Consider the following 16270-nt stretch of genomic DNA (forward strand, 5'->3'; position numbering starts at 1 on the left):
GGTCTAGCCTGATGGGTATGGATCGGGCAGGGGGGGACGCGATGATGCGCCGGACGGCAGTGGTGTGGTGGCTCTGGTGTTTCGTCCTCGTGCTGCTGGGGCTCGCGGGCTGCGCCTCGTCGGGGCCGGCCCGGGGGCGGCCCAGCGTGATGACGCAGCGCCCCGGCAGCAAGCTCGCGGACAGCTTCGCGGTCGGCGGCAAGCTCGTGTACCTGCCCCCCGGCGACTGGACGCTGGTCGCCGCCGAGCAGCACAGCACCGAGTACGTCGCCTACGGCGGCGAGTCCGGGCCATCGTTCGACCTGGTCCACGTCGCCGAGGTCACAGCCGGGCGCCTGAACCGCGGTGTGCGGGTCGCCGCCACCGAGGCCACCGGAACCGGCATCAACTGGCTCGACGAGCCGTGCAAGGGCGACGAGGGCCTGTTCCGGCTCGACCACCGCCGCTCCTTCCGCAACCAGTCCTGTATCGACATCCGCAGCCACAGCAGCGGTGCCGGCGCGCGCGCGGGCGGCGTGCACATCCCCAGCGACATGATCACGGTGGCGTTCACCCGCTACGGCATGTCGGACCTGCTGGTGGTGAACTACGACTTCAACCCGGAAGCCTACGGCTTCGCCGACGCCGCGGGCGCCGCGTGGACGCCCGAGCAGGTCCGTCGCGACCCGCGCAAGGCGGCGTTCATCGAGGCGCTGAAGGCCTGGGCGACGGCGGCACTGCCGTGGGTCGAGTACGGCTATGACGGCGAATCCGAACCGACGACGCCGTTCCCGCCGGCACCGCAGCCGGCGCACTCCTGAGCGCCGCGCCAGCGCAGTCCGCCGAGCGAACGTGGCGAGGAGGTTCGAACATGCACCGGACGGTGGCGGTCGGGCTCGGCGGCGCGCTCGGCGTGCTGCTGGGGCTTGCGGGCTGCACCGCGCCGGGGCCGGGGGCCGGGCGGCCGAGCCTGCACACGCTGCCGCTCGCCAGCCGCATCAGCGGCAGCTTCGCGCTCGGCGAGCGGCGCGTCTACCTGCCGCCCGGCGACTGGCGGCTGCTCGCCAGCCGTGAGACCACCCTCACCTTCATCGCCGACGCCCTCGAACCGGGGCCGTCGCTCGGCGCGGTCTACGTCGGCGAGTTCACCGCGGGGCGCCTGAGCCGCGGCGTCAAGGCGGTCGCCTCGCTGTACGGCGAGCCGGGCATCCAGTGGAACGACGAACCGTGCCGCGGCGACGACGGCCTGTTCAAGCTCGACCGGCGCCGCTCCTTCCGCAACCAGTCCTGCCTCGAGATCCGCAGCCGCGCGCCGGCGCTCACCGAGCTCAGCGGCCCGCGCGCACCCGCCGCGGTGCTCGCGGTGACCTTCACGCGCTACGACACCACCGCGCTGCTGGTCGCGCGCTACGAGTTCAACCCCGAAGCCTTCGGCTTCCCCGACGCCGCGGGCGCCGCGTGGACCCCCGGGCAGGTCCGCCGCGACCCGCGCAAGGCGGCCTTCGTCGAGGCGCTGACGGCCTGGGCGACGGCGGCACTGCCGTGGTTCGAGTACGGCTACGACGGCGCCGCGGTGCCGACGACGCCGTTCCCGCCGCCGCCGCGCCCCGGCCGCGCGCCGGCGGCGGCCGGTGCCTGAGCGGCACCGCGCTCACTGCGCGGCGACCGCCGGCGGCTGGTAGTCGGGCACGCGGTTGCGCACCGGCGGCTGCGACTGCAGGAAGGCGTAGATCGCCTTCAGGTCGTCGTCGCTCATCTTGCCGATCAGCTCCCACGGCATCGGCGGCATGATCGGGCGGCCCACGCCCATGTGCCGGCCGCTGCGCAGCGCGGCGACGAAGTCCTCCTCGCGCCAGTTGCCGATGCCGGTCTCCTTGTCCGGCGTGAGGTTGGCGGCGTAGCTCACCCCCCACGGCCCGGCGAAGGCGGTCACGGTGCCCGCGCCGACCCACACCCAGTTGCCGGACAGCGCCGGCGGCGTGCCCATCACCAGGCTTTCCGGGTGCCCGGAGAGGCCGAGGCTCAGCGCCTTCTCGGGCCCCTTCGGCCCCATCACCGTCGGCATGTGGCAGTCAACGCAGCCGGAGGTGGTGGCAATGTAGGCGCCGCGGGCGCTCGCCGCGGCATCGCCGGCGGCGAGCGCCGCGGCGGGCGGCAGGGTGGTGGCGAGCACGGCCGCGGCGAGCGCGGCGCGGACGGAACTGGTGTGGCGAGTGGTCATGACGGGGCTCCCGTGGAAGGTGAAAACGCGGCGCGGCATCAGCCGAGCAGCCGCTGCACCGCGGCGACGATGGCGTCGGCCTGCGGGGTGAAGGCCTGTTCGAGCACGAAGCTCGCGGGGGCCGGGGCGTCGGGGCCGGTGACGCGCACGATCGGCGCCTTCAGCGCGTCGTGCGCCTGCTCGGCCACCAGCGCGGCGATCTCGGCGCCGACGCCGCAGGGGCGGCTCGCCTCGTGCACCAGCACCAGGCGCCCGGTCTTGCGCACCGAGGCGAGGATCGTCGCCTCGTCGAGCGGCTTCAGCGTGCGCAGGTCGATCACCTCCGCCGCGCGGCCCTGCTCGGCGAGGGTGCGCGCGGCCTGCTGGCACGCGGCCACGCTCTTGCCGTAGGCGACCAGGGTCACGTCGTCGCCTTCGCGGCGCACCGCGGCCTGGCCGAGCGGCACGGTGAACTCGCCGGCGGGCACCTCGCCGGGGGTGTGCAGCAGGCCGAGGTCGACGAAGAACAGCACCGGGTTGTCGTCGCGGATCGCCGTCTTCAGCAGGCCCTTGAAGTCGGCCGCGTCGCTCGGCATCACCACCTTCAGGCCGGGGCTGTGCACGAACCAGGCCTCGACGTTGTGGTTGTGCTGCGCGCCGACGCCCCAGCCGCCGCCGGTCATCGCCAGCGTCACCAGCGGGAAGGCGAACTGCCCGCCCGACACGTAGCGCAGCTTGCCGGCGCTGTTGACGATCGCGTCCATCGCGTAGCACAGGAACGGCGCGAACAGCAGGTCGACGACCGGGCGCAGCCCGGTGGCCGCGGCGCCGACCGCGGTGCCGGCGATGATCGCCTCGGCGAGCGGGGTGTTGCGCACGCGCTGGCCGCCGAACTCGTCGCTCAGCGCGCGGCGCTTGGTCGCCACGCCCTCGCCGAACATCAGCACGGTGGGGTCGCGGCGCATTTCCTCGGCGAGGGCCTGGTCGATCGCCTCATAGGGGGTCAGGGTCAACATGGTGGGCGGGCCTCAGGCGTAGACGTTGGCGAGCAATTCCGCCGGATCGGGGTACGGGGACTGGACGGCGAACTCGACGGCCGCGTCGATGCGCGCACGCGCCTCGGCACCGAGCCGCGCGAAGCCGTCCAGGTCGAGCTGCCCGGCGGCGATCAGCCGCTCGCGGGCGAGCGCGATCGGATCGCGGGCCTGCCAGTGGGCGAGTTCGCCGGCGTCGACGTGGCTCTGGTCGTCGGGCTCCAGGTGACCGCGGGCACGGTAGGTGCGGGCTTCGAGCAGGAACGGCCGCCCGCTCGCGCGCACCTGCGCCGCCGCCGCAAGCGCGGCCGCGTGCACCGCCGCCACGTCGTTGCCGTCGACGCTGCGCCCCTCGACGCCGTAGGCGGCGGCGTGCGCGGCGATGCTGTCGGTCAGCATGGTCTCGCGACGGTGCACGTAGGCCTGCCACTCGTTGTTCTCGCAGACGAAGAGCACCGGCAGGTTCCACACCGAGGCGAGGTTGATCGACTCGTGGAAGATGCCCTCGCAGGCCGCGCCGTCGCCGAAGAAGCAGGTGACGATGCCGGGGCGCCCGAGCAGGCTGCGCGCCAGCGCCACGCCCGGGGCGAGCGAGAGTTCGCCGCCGACGATGGTCGAGGTCAGCACCACCCCGAGCTCCTTCGCCGAGATGTGCAGCGAGCCGCTGCGGCCGCGGCAGTAGCCGGTCTCGCGGCCCATCACCTCGGCCAGCAGGCGGCCGGGATCGGCGCCGCGCGCCAGCAGGTGACCGGCGCTGCGGTGGTTGGTGAGGATCAGGTCATCGGCGCCGAGGGCGCTGACGACACCGACCGCCGCGGCCTCCTGGCCGGCGCTCGGGCACGAGGCCGGGAACGGACCGGCGGCGGCGAGGGCCGCGATGCGGTCCTCGTAGGCGCGCACGAGCAGCATGCGCGCCAGTTGGTCGACAGGGTCGGAGTAGGGATGCGTCGGTTTCATCGGGGCCTCGGCGATGTGGGGGCGTTGCCGGGCCGACTCTGCCGAATTCAGCGAACACTTGTAAGCCTTTTTCGGGGGCTTACGAATCTCTTAAGAAATGCTGAGGGAAGATTTAAGAAAGCCGCCGGCGGCGGGCGCGCCTTACAGGTCGAGCAGCCGCAGCGGGCGCGTCACGCACAAGCGCAGGCAGCCGCGGCCGGTCTTGAGCAGGCGGATGCAGGCGTCGCGCTCGTCGAGCCGGCGCTGCAGCAGCACCAGTCGGGCTTCGAGGTTGTCGCTCAGGTCGGGCAGGCCGATGCGCGGGTCGAGCCGCAGTTCCTTGTTGGTGAAGTCGGTGCGGCCGTGCTCGACGTACTCGCCGAGCAGCGTGCGCAGGATAGCCCCGGCCACGCCCTTGATCAGGTAGTGGCCGTCGAGGAACACGCTGCCGTTCTCGGCGTAGTAGCGCACGCTCACCACGCCGCCGCCGGTCGCCGGCGCCGCCGCGGCCGGCGGCGGCGGCTCCTCGGCCTCGACGGCCTGCTGCTGCAGCAGGTGGATCGCCGCGCCGAGCTGCGCGGCGAGCGTGACCAGCGCGTCCTCGTCGTCGTAGCCGAAGCGCGAGTCCTCGGTGCTCTCGACGTAGAGCACGCCGAGCAGTTGCTGCAGCGCGACGATCGGCACCGCGAGCTGGCTGCGCGCCTGCGGCAGCCCCGGCAGCGGGATCTCGGTCTCCAGCCCGTCGGGCACGCCGCTGCGGCTCGCGCTGGCGCGCACCCCCTCGCGGATCGTGCGGCCGTAGGCGTACTCGGTGGTCATGTGGCCGATGCGGATCGCCGTGCGCTCGCGCGCCGCCACGCCGATCACCCCCTGCCCCACCGGGATCTCCGAGCCCACCCCCGACGGCGCGTAGCCGCGGCTCGCCAGCGTGTACAGCTGCCCGCGCGGCGCATCGAGCAGCAGCAGCATGCTGTGGTGGATGTCGAACTCGGCTTCGAGCGCGTCGAGCACCGCCTGCAGCAGCGCGTCGAGCCCGCTGCAGCGGTCGAGGCGCTCGGCGCAGCGGCGCAGCGCGGTCAGCGCGTTGCGCGGCGGTGGCGGGGCCGGCACCGTGTTGCCGGGCTGCGCCTCGATGTCGAGAATGCGGTAGACGTCGGCGCCGAGCAGGCGGAACACCCCGCTCATGCCGGTGTGCGAGGCGATGCCGGCGAGCTTGGCCTTCATCTGCTCGAACAGCGGCCCGGCCGACTCGGTGCGCAGGTAGCGCAGGTGCAGCAGGTAGTTCTCGAGCGTCAGGTGGCTGGTCACCAGCACCTTGGCGTCGGGGTTGGCGAGCACGTTGCGGCGCGTCTTGTTGAAGAACTGGTACGACAGCGCCACGTGCTCGTGGTCGACGAACTGCACCTGCGACAGGAAGGCGGCGTTCGGCATGCCCTCGGCGTCGAAGGTGGCGATGGTGCACGGGATCACCCCGTCCAGGCACTCGCGGATCGAATCGATGCGGATCGCCATGGCTCACAGCGCCAGCGGCGCGCCGGCGTCGGGGCCGGGCGTCTGCGTATAGGCCTCGCACGGGGTGAACGCGAGCGTCACCACCTGCTCGGGCGGGTAATCGAAACGCGGCCGGACCATGGCTTCGGGGAAACCTTCCGGTTCCACCTCGAGCACGAAGGCATCGAGCTGGCGCGCGCGGATCGCGGCATCGATCGGCGCGGCCGCGATCGTGCACGCGTCGCGGCCCTTCAGCTGCAGCGTGCGGTTGGTCGAGGGCTGGCAGAACACCACGGCGATGCGGCCGTTGGCGGCGACGTCGGCGAGCAGCCCGGTCGAGGCCGGCACCGGCACGAACACCGCCACGCGCTCGCCGACCAGCTTGCAGCCGATCCCGCGCACCACGTGGCAGACGCGCGCCGGGCCGCAGGTCGCCACGCTGATCGCGACCCCGCTCTGGATGAAGGTGGCGTGCGCGGCTTCGATCATCGCCGGATGCCTCGACGGTAGCCCGGTACCCGCCGCGAGTGTGGCAAGAAACGCCCGCCGCCGCACCGGGTGTTCATTCGGCGCCGGGCGGCGCGTCGGCGAGGCGCGCCAGCGCCGCGTACAGCTCGGCGCGGCGATCGGCGAGGTGGGTGTTGCCGCGGCGCGACTCGTCCAGGAAGGCGCGGTCGAGGTCGGCGAACAGCAGCGTCTCGTCGCGGCCGGCGCGCGCGCGATCGGCGCCGTCGGGGCCGACGATCACGCTGCGCCCGCCGTAGCGGATCTCGCCTTCGCGGCCGCAGTAGTTGGCGTAGGCGACGTAGAGCTGGTTCTCGTAGGCGCGCGCCGGCACCAGGATGTCGGGCACCACGTCGTAGGGCAGCATGTTCGCGGTCGGCACCAGCACCGCGTCGGCGCCGGCGAGGGCGAGCCGGCGCACCGTCTCCGGGAACTCCACGTCGTAGCAGATCAGCAGGCCGAAGCGCCAGCCGCCGAGCTCGAACAGCGGGAAGTCACCGGCGCCGGCGACGAACATGCCGCGGTCGAGCGCACCGTAGAGGTGGGTCTTGCGGTAGTGGGCGTGCACCGTGCCGTCGGCGCCGATCAGCTGCACGGCGTTGAACACCGTGGCGTCGGCGCGCTCCGGGTAGCCGTAGAGGATCGCCAGCCCGTGCTCGCGGGCGATCGCCGCCACCGCCTGCGCGCCGGCGCCGTCACGGGGTTCGGCCAGGCGCCGCGCCGCCGCCGCGCCGATCGCGTAGCCCGACAGGTACATCTCCGGGCACACCAGCAGCGCGGCGCCGCCCGCCGCCGCCGCGTGCGCCGCCCGGCGCAGACGTTCGAGATTGCCGGGCACGTCCTCCGGGCCCGGCGGGCACTGCCAGACGGCGAGTCGCATCGCTGATCTCCTCGGGTGGGCGCGGGCCGGGCCCGCGGCGGGGTTCGCGGCCGGCGCGCGCACCGGCCGGCGTCACCGCCATCATAGGCCCATTGCGGAGCAGCGCCGCCGCGCTAGACCTCTTCACTGGCGACGACCGTCCGCGCGAGCGGCGGCGCAGGCTCATCGCCCCGCACCACCACCACGGCGTCAACGACCGGCAGCGCGGCGCCCGCCGGCGCGTACGGATCGCCGTTGCTCGCCAGGAAATGGCGGATCAGCCGGCGCACCTCGCGCGAGGCGGTGGTGTCGAGCGCCTGGCAGCGTTCGAGGAAGGCGTTGTGCAGGTCCGCCTCCAGGCGCACGACGAGCTTCGCTTCCTTGGACTTATCCTTGTCCTTGCCTTTCTTCTTGGGCATGTGCGTTCTCCGGTTTATCGCCACGTCGCGTGGCGGCCGCGCGCGTAAGTAATACGCGCCGCGGCGCTTGTCGAGAGCCGCGAGCGGAGCGGCCGCGCTGCGCCGCAGCGGGAACCGCCCGGCGCGAGCCCGTCCCGCAGCGCTCAACCCCACTCGCCCTGCGGGGAAGAGGCCGGAGACGGGGCTCCATCGAAGTCCAAGCGACTGAAAGACAAGTGGATCCGTACCGCCCCCCGCCCCCGCTGGGCGCGGGAAACCGGCCCGCCCGCGGCGCCCCGCCAGCGCCCCGTCGCCTGCCGAAGCCGCGGCGATATACTCCGCGCGCCCTCCACTGCCGGTGCCGCCATGACCGATCAGATCGACGCCAAACCGCACATGCTGCGCCACTTCCGGGAGATCCTGCTGTGGCCGCTGCAGTTGATGCCGCTGCGCGAAGACAGCCAGATCCAGAATCACTGGGAGATCCTGGACCGTCCGGCGCCGGACAATCCATGGAGCGAGGTGGACGACGAATTCACCGGCGATCCCGGCCAGTTCCAGTCGCGCCATTACAGCGAGTTCGTGACCTTCCTGCCGCACGTGCGACAGTTCCTCTACGGCGACGGCAAGGGCCGCGCCTCGATGCCGGCGGAATCGCCGATCCACGTCTACCGGCGCAACGACATCCGCCAGGTACGCTGCACCTTCCCCGACCCGGCGATGCCGCCGGTGGTGCTCGAAGTGATGCACGTGGAGCTGTATTTCTTCTACGACATCGACATCACGATGCTCACCATCGAACTCCACGCCTCCGACATCCCGCTGGCGGTGGCGCAGGAGATCATGTTCCGCTTCGGCCGCGCCTATCCGATCTACTGGGAAAACGACGGCAGCGGCGGCCACTGCCTGAAGACCGTCGAGTGGCTGTCGGCCTCCGGCGAGGTGCTGGCGACCTCGGATTACGAGCGGCGCGACAAATTCCTGCGCCACGTCGGCGAGTTCCGCGCACCGACCGAATCCGCACACTGGGATTTCATCCTGCGCCCGCTGGTACAGCATCATTCGGACGCCGTCGGCCCGCTGCGCTACCGCCAGCTCGAATACCACCGCATGCCGGTGATGGGCTACTTCGCGCTCGAAGACGACCCGCGCCGACTCAGCCGCAGCGACTTCCTGCGGCTCACCTTCGTCACCCCGCCCGGCGATTCCGGCCGCACGCCGTTCGGCGGCTCCATGGCGCAGAATTTCGAGTCGAAGTACTGCTTCGACCACTACTGGAACGACCACCCCGACGGCCCGCCCGGCACCCGCTACATGTGCTGCGGCGAGGCGCTGATGATCGTGGGCAGCGCGCAGCAGAAATTCTTCTACACACCGAGCGGCGGCCTGCTGCAGCAGTTCCGCCACCAGTACTTCCTGCTGTTCCTGATCTCGCACATGCACAAGGCGACGCTGTTCATGATGGCCGACCGCCTCGTGTACTGGCTGAAGCGGCTCGACATCCAGGACCCGGAATCGGTCAAGCGCTTCAAGCGCGAGATCCGCAAACTCAAGGAGATCTTCCTGCGCTTCACCCACCGCTACTGGTTCCACCACATCTCGGACCAGTGGCAGATGCGCGCGCTGTACCAGATGCAGCGTGGCTTTCTCGGCACCACCGAGCTTTACGACGAAGTGCGCGAGCGCATCGAGGACATGGATACCTACCTCGATTCGGATTCGCTGCGCCGGCAGGCCAATACTGTGGTGCGGCTCACCGTGGTCACCGCCTTCGGCCTGATCGGCACCACGGTGACCGGTTATTTCGGCATGAACCTGCTGTCGCTCGGTGAACTCGACGACTTCACCAAGGCCGTCTACTTCCTCGGCATCCTGGCCGCCACCACCTGGATCACCTTCTTCACCGTGATGAAATCCAAGCGGCTGTCGGATTTCCTCGACCTGCTGTCCGACGAGCGCGAACCGGCGCGGCGCAAGCTCACCGCGTTCTTCAAGGTCTGGCGCAGGAAGCCGCCGACCGCCGGCGACAAGCCCGGCGCGTCGCGCTGACGCCCGCCCCCGCGCAGGAGCACGCCCGATGCCCCGTTCCGCCTGGCTGTTGTTGCCGCTGCTGCTCACCGTGGCCGTCCCGAATCCCGCCGTCGGCCAGTCGAACCTCAGCGAATGGGTGAAGCTCGCCGAGCACGCCCGCGACCTCGAACACCTGCAGCAGGCCAACGCCAGGCTGAGCGGCGACGTCGACGCCCTCGGCACGCAGGTGCGCGAACTGCAGCTCAAGCTCGCCGAAGCCACCAAGGACGCCGCCGCGCTCAAGGACAAGGTCGACTGGCAGGACAAGCGCGTCGCCGACCTGTCGACCTACGCCGGCCTGCTCGGCGCGATGATCGCCCTGCTCGCGCTGATCGCGGCGTTCGCCGGCTTCGTGTCGGTCAAGAGTCTCGCCAGGCGCACCGCCGAGGACTGGCTGAGCCAGGAGGCGGCGAAACTGCGCCTGCAGCTCGCGGCACTGGAGCAGCAGGCGGAAGCCTTGCGCCAGCGCCAGGCCGACGCGCACGTCGACCTCGACAAGACGCAGCAGGAGGTCGAGGAACACCGCCGGGCGCTCATCCGCAGCGTGACGGAGTTCAGCAGGCTGACAGCGGAGCAGCGCGACGCCGTCCTGCAGCAGGCCGCCGCGGCCCGCGCCAAGCCCGAAACCGCCTACACCGCCACCGACTGGATCGCCCGCGCCAGCAAGGCCATCGCCGAAGGCAAGCTGGAAGTCGCGCGCGAGCTGCTCGACGAGGCACTCGCCGCCGAGGGCCACGCGGACGCCGACCGGGCCCAGATGATGGTGATGCGCGGCTACGTCCTCGGCGAACTCGGGCAGGGGCAGGACGCGATCGCCGTCTACGACGAGATCGACCACCGCTTCGGTGCGCACAGCGAACCGGCCCTGCTGGAGCACGCAGCGAAGGCGATCGTCAACAAGGGCATCATGCTCGGCCGGCTCGGCCGGCCGCAGGAGGAAATCGCCGTCTACGAGGAGGCCGATCGGCGCTTCGCTGCACACGGCGACCCCGCGGTGCTGCAGCAACTGGCGAAGGCACTCGTCAACAAGGGCGTCACGCTCAACGAGGTCGGCCGGTCACAGGAGGAAATCGCCGCCTACGAGGAGGTCGAACGTCGCTTCGGCGCACGCAGCGAAGCGACGCTGCTGGCGCAGGTGGCGAAGGCGCTCGTCAACAAGGCCATCACGCTGGGCGAACTCGGCAAACCGCAGGAGGAAATCGCCGTCTACGACGAGGTGCTCGAGCGCTTCGGTACACGCAGCGAAGCCGTACTGCTGGAAGAGGTGGCGCGGGCGTTCGTCAACAAGGGCATCACCCTCGGCCAGCTCGACCGGCCGCAGGAGGAAATCGCCCTCTACGACGAGGTGCTCAGCCGCTTCGGCGCACGCGGCGAAGCGGCGCTGCTGGAGCAGGTGGCGCGGGCGCTCGTCAGCAAGGGCAGCAGGCTCGGCCGGCTCGACCGGCTGCAGGAGGCGATCGCGGTCTACGACGAGGTGCTCGGCCGCTTCGGCGCGCGCGAGGAAAAGCCCCTGCAGGCGCTGGTCGAACGCGCGCGGACCTCGCGCGCCGAACTGCTCGACGCCAAGGATTAGGGCCGGCGCAGGCGGTGAACCCGGCGCGGCGATGCGCGCCGCCGGCCGCTGACGACACGTGCCCCACCTGCTTCACCATGGCTTAGCTTTTCTCATCGCTGCAGATAAAAACCGTACGTTGCCACGATGCGGGACGATCGCTATTGTGCATCGCAACATCTTCGGATGTTTCTCCTCTCCTCTGGTGGTTTGGCCGGGATTCCCATCCCGGCCATTTTTTTTGCGCGCCATTCCGCGGGCGTTTCCGGCTTACAGGCGTAAGCCTTTGTGCCGACGAATTTTGTTGCGTCGCAGCATGAAATGGGTATACTCATCCCTACACACTTACCCAAAGCCGACCGAGGATCCCACCATGTCCGACTTCACCCTGCCGAACGTCGACGCCGTCGTTGCCCCCGTGGTCAAGGCCAACAAGCTGTTCGTCGCCCACCTGGAGAAGCTGACCGACTTCCAGTTCGGCGTGCTGCGCGCCTACAGCGACGTGGGCCTGTCGCGCCTGAAGGCGGCGGTCGAGATCACCGACGTGGACGGCCTGACGGCCTACGCCGAGGCCTCGCTGGCGGTCGCCGAAAACCTCGGCACGCAGGTGCAGGCCGACGCCCAGGCGCTGGCCGAGCTGCTGAGCGGCTTCAAGGCCGAGGTCGAGGCGCTGGTCGCCGCGAGCGGCGCGGAAGTGGCCGCGAGCGTGCCGGCGCCGCAAGCCCCGGTCGCGGAAGCGCCCGTCACGGAGGCGCCGGCCGAGGTCGTCGACGAAGCGGCGTGAGCCGCCGCCGCGCATGACGCGGCAGGCCCCTCCCCCAACCGCCCGGCGCTGCCGGGCGGTTGCGTTTCAGGGTGCGATCATGCCGCTCGCCAGGTACGCCTCGTCGTAGGCGAACACCACCTGCGGGTCGGGACGGATCAGGCCCTCGTCCTTGTCCGCATAGTCCAGACGGGTGAGCAGGTCCCGCATCACGCCGAGACGCGCCTGCCGCTTGCCGTCGGCGCGCACGATGTTCCACGGGGTCAGGAAGCTGTGGGTGCGGGCGAGCATCACGTTGCGCGCCTGGCTGTATTCGTCCCAGTACTTGATGGCCTCGTCGTCAATCGCGCTCATCTTCCACTGCTTCAGCGGGTCGGCCTTGCGGTCCTGCAGGCGGCGCTTCTGCTCGGCCTTGCTGATGTCGAGGTAGTACTTGATCAGGCGGATGCCGGAATGCACGAGCATGTGCTCGAAGTGCAGCACCGAGGACATGAACTCCTCGTACTCGGCGTCGCTGCAGAAGCCCATGACGCGCTCGACGCCGGCGCGGTTGTACCAGCTGCGGTTGAACAGCACGAACTCCGCGGCCGCCGGCAGGTACGGCACGTAGCGCTGGAAGTACCACGACATGCGGTCGCGGTCGGACGGCTTGCCGAGCGCGACCACGCGCGTCTCGCGCGGGCTCAGGTGCTCGATGATGCGCTTGATCGTCCCGTCCTTGCCCGAGGCGTCGCGGCCTTCGAAGATCACCAGGATCTTCTCCCCGGACTTGATGAAGTGCTTCTGCAGCTTCACCAGCTCCACCTGCAACTGGCGCAGCGTGTGCTCGTACTCCTGGCGCGACAGCCCGGCGCCGTTGTCGTCGTGTTCCTTGTGGTCGTTCTTGCTCATGGCCGACCCTCCGCCGCCGCGGCCCCCGCGTCCGCCGGTGCCTGCCGCGCCGCCTCGGCGGCCATCAGCCCGTCGAGCGTCGCGCGGTCGATGACCTCCTTCTCCAGCAGCAGCTTCGCCAGCGCCTCCAGGCCGTGGCGGTTGGTCACCAGCGTGCGCTCGACGCGCGCGTGCGCCTCGGCCAGCAGCCGGCGGATCTCGTCGTCGATCACCTGCGCGGTGCGCTCGCTGTAGACGCCCTGCCGCGCCGCCACCGGCACGTCGAGGAACATCGGCGTGCCGGGGTATTCGAAGGCGGCGAGCCCGAGCTCTTCGCTCATGCCGTAGTGGGTGACCATGTGGCGCGCCATGTCGGTGGCGCGCTGCAGGTCGTTCTGCGCCCCGGTGGAGACGTCGCCGTAGACGATCTCCTCGGCGACGCGCCCGCCGAGGAGCACGTCGATGCGGTCGAGCAGTTCACTCTTCTTCATCAGGTAGCGGTCCTCGGTCGGAATCTGCTGGGTGTAGCCCAGCGCCGCGATGCCGCGCGGGATGATCGAGATCTTCGCCACGCGGTCGGCGTGCGGTCGCATCTCGGCGACCAGCGCGTGGCCGGCTTCATGATAGGCCACGGTCTCCTTCTCCATCGGGTTCATGACCCGGTTCTTCTTCTCCAGGCCGCCGATGACGCGGTCGATGGCCTCGTCGAAGTCCGCGGTGTCGACCGCGCCCTTGCCGGCGCGCGCGGCATGCAGCGCCGCCTCGTTGACCAGGTTGGCGAGATCGGCGCCGACGAAGCCGGGCGTGCGCGCGGCGATCGCGGTGAGGTCGACGTCGGTCGCGAGCTTCACCGGGCGGCTGTGCACGCGCAGGATCTTCTCGCGGCCCCTGAGGTCGGGGCGGTCGATCGCCACGTGGCGGTCGAAGCGTCCGGGGCGCAGCAGCGCCGGGTCGAGGATCTCCGGGCGGTTGGTGGCCGCCATGATGATCACGCCCTTGGTGGTGTCGAAGCCGTCCATCTGCACCAGCAACTGGTTGAGCGTCTGCTCGCGCTCGTCGTGGCCGCCGACGACGCTGATGCCGCGCGCCTTGCCGAGCGCGTCGAGTTCGTCGATGAAGATGATGCAGGGGGCTCGCTGTTCGGCCTGGGCGAACAGGTCGCGCACCCGCGCGGCGCCGACGCCGACGAACATCTCGACGAACTCCGAGCCGCTCATCGAGAAGAACGGCACCCCCGCCTCGCCGGCCACGGCCTTGGCGAGCAGGGTCTTGCCGGTGCCCGGCGCGCCGACGATCAGCACGCCCTTGGGGATCTTGCCGCCGAGCCGGCGGTAGCGTTCCGGGGTCTTCAGGAACTCCACCACCTGCATCAGTTCGTCCTTGGCCTCGTCGATCCCGGCCACGTCGTCGAAGGTGACGCCGGTCTGCCGCTCCATGTAGACCCGCGCCTTGCTCTTGCCGATCTCCATCAGCCCGCCGGCGCCGCCGCCCATGCGCCTCAGGGCGAAGCTCCAGATGCCGACGAAGATGATCGCCGGCAGCACCCACGACAGCACCGTGGCGAGCCACTTGCTCTCGACGTGACCGAAGAAGCGCACCTTGGCCGCTTCCATCTCCTGCACCAGGTTCGGGTCCTCGACGCGCACCGTCACGAAGGGGTGCTCGCCCTTGCCGAGCCGGGCGAGGCTCTCCGCCGTCTCGCGGGTGACCAGCCCCTCCACGCCGTCGTTGCGCAGCGTCCCGGAGATCACCGTCTCCTGCAGCGTCAGCTCGTCCACCTTGCCGGCCTTCAGCAGCGCCTTGAAATCGCTGTAGGGCACGCTGTGCGCCTGTTCCTGGCTCAGGTAGCTCTGGATCGTCAGCAGCACCATGAAGACGAGGAGGAAGTACGCGATCGACAACTGCTGTCGCTTGTTGTTGTTGCCCACGGCGGTCGGGTCCCGGAGGTTGGTGCGTCGGAGTCGACGCCGGACGGCAAGGCGAAGGACCCCTTCGCCCGCAGGCGCGAACCACTGCCGCCAGGTGCGGGGCGACCCGCGGCGACGCCCGGCCAGGGCACCGCCGCGGCGCCCGCCGCTGCCCGGCGCGGTGCGCGCTACCCATTGTTATGGCCCGTCGGCCGGGATTCGTCAGCAGTCCGTCGTCGAACGCCGGCCGCGCCCGGACGGTCGCCCGGCGAGCACGCCGAGTGCGAGCGCGCTGAACAGCGCGCCGGCGAGGAAGGTGGCGGCGGCGCCGAAGCGGTCCCAGAGCAGCCCGGCGATCACGCTCGCCAGCAGCATCGCCACCCCGGCGACGAGGTTGAACACGCCGAACGCGGTGCCGCGCAGTTCGGGCGGCGCGGTGGCCGCCACCATGGTCGCCAGCAGGCCCTGGGTGATGCCCATGTGCACGCCCCACAGCGCCACCCCCGCGAGCACCACCGCCCAGTGCCGGTCGACGGCGAGCACCAGGTCGGCGGCGATCAGCACGACGAGCCCGAGCGCGAGCAGGCGCCCGTGGTCGACGCGGTCGGAGAGGCGGCCGAACGGATAGGCGGTCGCGGCGTAGACCACGTTCATCGCCACCATCACCAGCGGCACCAGCGCGACCGGCACCCCGCCCTGCTGCGCACGCAGCACCAGGAAGGCCTCGCTGAAGCGCGCCAGCGTGAACACCGCGCCGAGGCCGACCACCCACCAGTACGCCCCGCCGAAGCGCCGCAGGCTCTCCCGCCGCAGCGGGTGCGCGCGCCGCGGCGCCTCCACCGGCCCGGGCTCGTGCAGGCCGAACAGCAGCAGCGCGACGGCCAGCCCGCCCGGCACCACCGCGACCCAGAACACCGCACGGAAATCGCCGTCCCACAGCAGCATCAGGCCGACCGCGAGCAGCGGCCCGAGGAAGGCGCCGACGGTGTCGAGCGACTGGCGCAGGCCGAAGGCGGCGCCGCGCATCGGCGCCGGCGCCAGGTCGGCGATCAGCGCGTCGCGCGGCGCCCCGCGCACGCCCTTGCCGACGCGATCGAGCAGCCGCGCGGCCAGCACCAGCCCGGTCGAACCGGCCAGCGCGAACAGCGGCTTGCTCAGCGCGCCCAGCGCGTAGCCGGCCAGCGCGAGCGCCTTGCGCCGGCCGAGCCAGTCGCTGAGCGCACCGGAAAACACCTTGACGATCAGCGCCGTGGCCTCGGCCAGCCCCTCGATCAAACCGACCGCGAAGGCGCCGGCGCCCAGCACCGTGACCATGAACAGCGGCAGCAGGCTGTGGATCATCTCCGAGGAAACGTCCATCAGCAGGCTGACGCCGCCGAGCACCCACACGCCGGCCGGCATCGCACGCAAGGGGGTTGGGCTCGGCATCGTCATCACCGTCGGCGTGGCTGCAACGGCTGCCGATGGTAGGGGCCGCGGCGGCCCGGTGCACGCCGGCCGTGCGTGCGAGAAAGCGGCACTACCGGAACACCTGCTGCCGTTCTTCCGTCGCCAGTCCATGAGCCCGCAGCAGCAATGCGACCCGGCCGCGCGCTTCGGCGCGCTGCATGTCCCCTCCGATCTACCCCGACGTGGCGGACGTGCCCGAGATCCCCGTGCTCGACACCGCCGCCGCCCCATCCGACAACGACAACTGGCACACCCCCG

15 protein-coding genes are annotated in these 16270 nt (G+C 71.1%); 5 read left to right on the top strand and 10 right to left on the bottom strand.

From position 1 onward, the window contains the following. Window positions 1–41 precede the first annotated feature (41 nt). Together EV699_RS12000 and EV699_RS12005 are read left to right on the top strand one after the other, a co-directional pair. The gene (locus EV699_RS12000) at window positions 42–800 is read left to right on the top strand and encodes a hypothetical protein (protein ID WP_132542989.1); all 759 of its coding nucleotides are present in this window, start codon (window positions 42–44) and stop codon (window positions 798–800) included. A gap of 50 nt (window positions 801–850) precedes the next feature. Beyond that, window positions 851–1618 carry a hypothetical protein gene (locus tag EV699_RS12005; protein WP_132542991.1) on the top strand — a complete coding sequence of 256 codons (768 nt, stop codon included), beginning with the start codon at window positions 851–853 and terminating at the stop codon, window positions 1616–1618. 12 nt (window positions 1619–1630) lie between these two features. On the opposite strand, the gene EV699_RS12010 is transcribed toward EV699_RS12005, so the two are convergent. The 7 genes from EV699_RS12010 to EV699_RS12040 all read right to left on the bottom strand — a co-directional run bounded on the left by EV699_RS12010 (window position 1631) and on the right by EV699_RS12040 (window position 7422). Further along, window positions 1631–2200 (bottom strand): c-type cytochrome, encoded by a 570-nt coding sequence (locus EV699_RS12010; protein ID WP_132542994.1) that lies wholly within the window; start codon window positions 2198–2200, stop codon window positions 1631–1633. Window positions 2201–2238: 38 nt separating this feature from the next. Next, window positions 2239–3195: an alpha-ketoacid dehydrogenase subunit beta gene (locus EV699_RS12015; protein ID WP_132542996.1), complete on the bottom strand. Its 957-nt coding sequence runs from the start codon at window positions 3193–3195 to the stop codon at window positions 2239–2241. 12 nt (window positions 3196–3207) lie between these two features. After that, a complete protein-coding gene (locus EV699_RS12020; protein ID WP_132542998.1) occupies window positions 3208–4170 on the bottom strand; it encodes a thiamine pyrophosphate-dependent dehydrogenase E1 component subunit alpha in 963 nt (320 codons plus the stop codon). Between the two features lie 141 nt (window positions 4171–4311). Beyond that, entirely contained in the window at window positions 4312–5661 is a 1350-nt protein-coding gene (locus tag EV699_RS12025; RefSeq protein ID WP_132543000.1) for a GAF domain-containing protein, read from the bottom strand. A 3-nt stretch (window positions 5662–5664) separates the two neighbouring features. Then, window positions 5665–6129, bottom strand: coding sequence for a pyridoxamine 5'-phosphate oxidase family protein (locus EV699_RS12030; protein WP_132543002.1), 465 nt, complete (start codon window positions 6127–6129; stop codon window positions 5665–5667). A 73-nt stretch (window positions 6130–6202) separates the two neighbouring features. Continuing rightward, on the bottom strand, window positions 6203–7024 hold the full coding sequence (locus EV699_RS12035; protein WP_132543004.1) for a carbon-nitrogen hydrolase family protein: 822 nt from the start codon (window positions 7022–7024) through the stop codon (window positions 6203–6205). Window positions 7025–7137: 113 nt separating this feature from the next. After that, window positions 7138–7422, bottom strand: coding sequence for a hypothetical protein (locus tag EV699_RS12040; protein ID WP_132543006.1), 285 nt, complete (start codon window positions 7420–7422; stop codon window positions 7138–7140). 345 nt (window positions 7423–7767) lie between these two features. Between EV699_RS12040 and EV699_RS12045 the strand changes: the two genes are divergently transcribed. From EV699_RS12045 to EV699_RS12055, 3 genes are all read left to right on the top strand, one after another. Continuing rightward, a complete protein-coding gene (locus tag EV699_RS12045) occupies window positions 7768–9450 on the top strand; it encodes a CorA family divalent cation transporter (protein ID WP_132543008.1) in 1683 nt (560 codons plus the stop codon). Between the two features lie 28 nt (window positions 9451–9478). After that, entirely contained in the window at window positions 9479–11044 is a 1566-nt protein-coding gene (locus EV699_RS12050) for a coiled-coil domain-containing protein (protein ID WP_132543010.1), read from the top strand. 352 nt (window positions 11045–11396) lie between these two features. After that, a complete protein-coding gene (locus EV699_RS12055; RefSeq protein ID WP_165904117.1) occupies window positions 11397–11807 on the top strand; it encodes a phasin family protein in 411 nt (136 codons plus the stop codon). A gap of 66 nt (window positions 11808–11873) precedes the next feature. On the opposite strand, the gene ppk2 is transcribed toward EV699_RS12055, so the two are convergent. The 3 genes from ppk2 to EV699_RS12070 all read right to left on the bottom strand — a co-directional run bounded on the left by ppk2 (window position 11874) and on the right by EV699_RS12070 (window position 15997). After that, window positions 11874–12677: a polyphosphate kinase 2 gene (gene ppk2 / locus EV699_RS12060; protein WP_132543014.1), complete on the bottom strand. Its 804-nt coding sequence runs from the start codon at window positions 12675–12677 to the stop codon at window positions 11874–11876. Then, on the bottom strand, window positions 12674–14527 hold the full coding sequence (ftsH, locus tag EV699_RS12065; RefSeq protein ID WP_243662652.1) for an ATP-dependent zinc metalloprotease FtsH: 1854 nt from the start codon (window positions 14525–14527) through the stop codon (window positions 12674–12676). The genes ppk2 and ftsH overlap by 4 nt, the downstream gene beginning before the upstream one ends. A gap of 258 nt (window positions 14528–14785) precedes the next feature. Next, on the bottom strand, window positions 14786–15997 hold the full coding sequence (locus EV699_RS12070) for an MFS transporter (RefSeq protein WP_243662651.1): 1212 nt from the start codon (window positions 15995–15997) through the stop codon (window positions 14786–14788). Window positions 15998–16270 lie beyond the last annotated feature (273 nt).

Source organism: Plasticicumulans lactativorans (assembly GCF_004341245.1).
GTDB lineage: Bacteria > Pseudomonadota > Gammaproteobacteria > Competibacterales > Competibacteraceae > Plasticicumulans_A > Plasticicumulans_A lactativorans.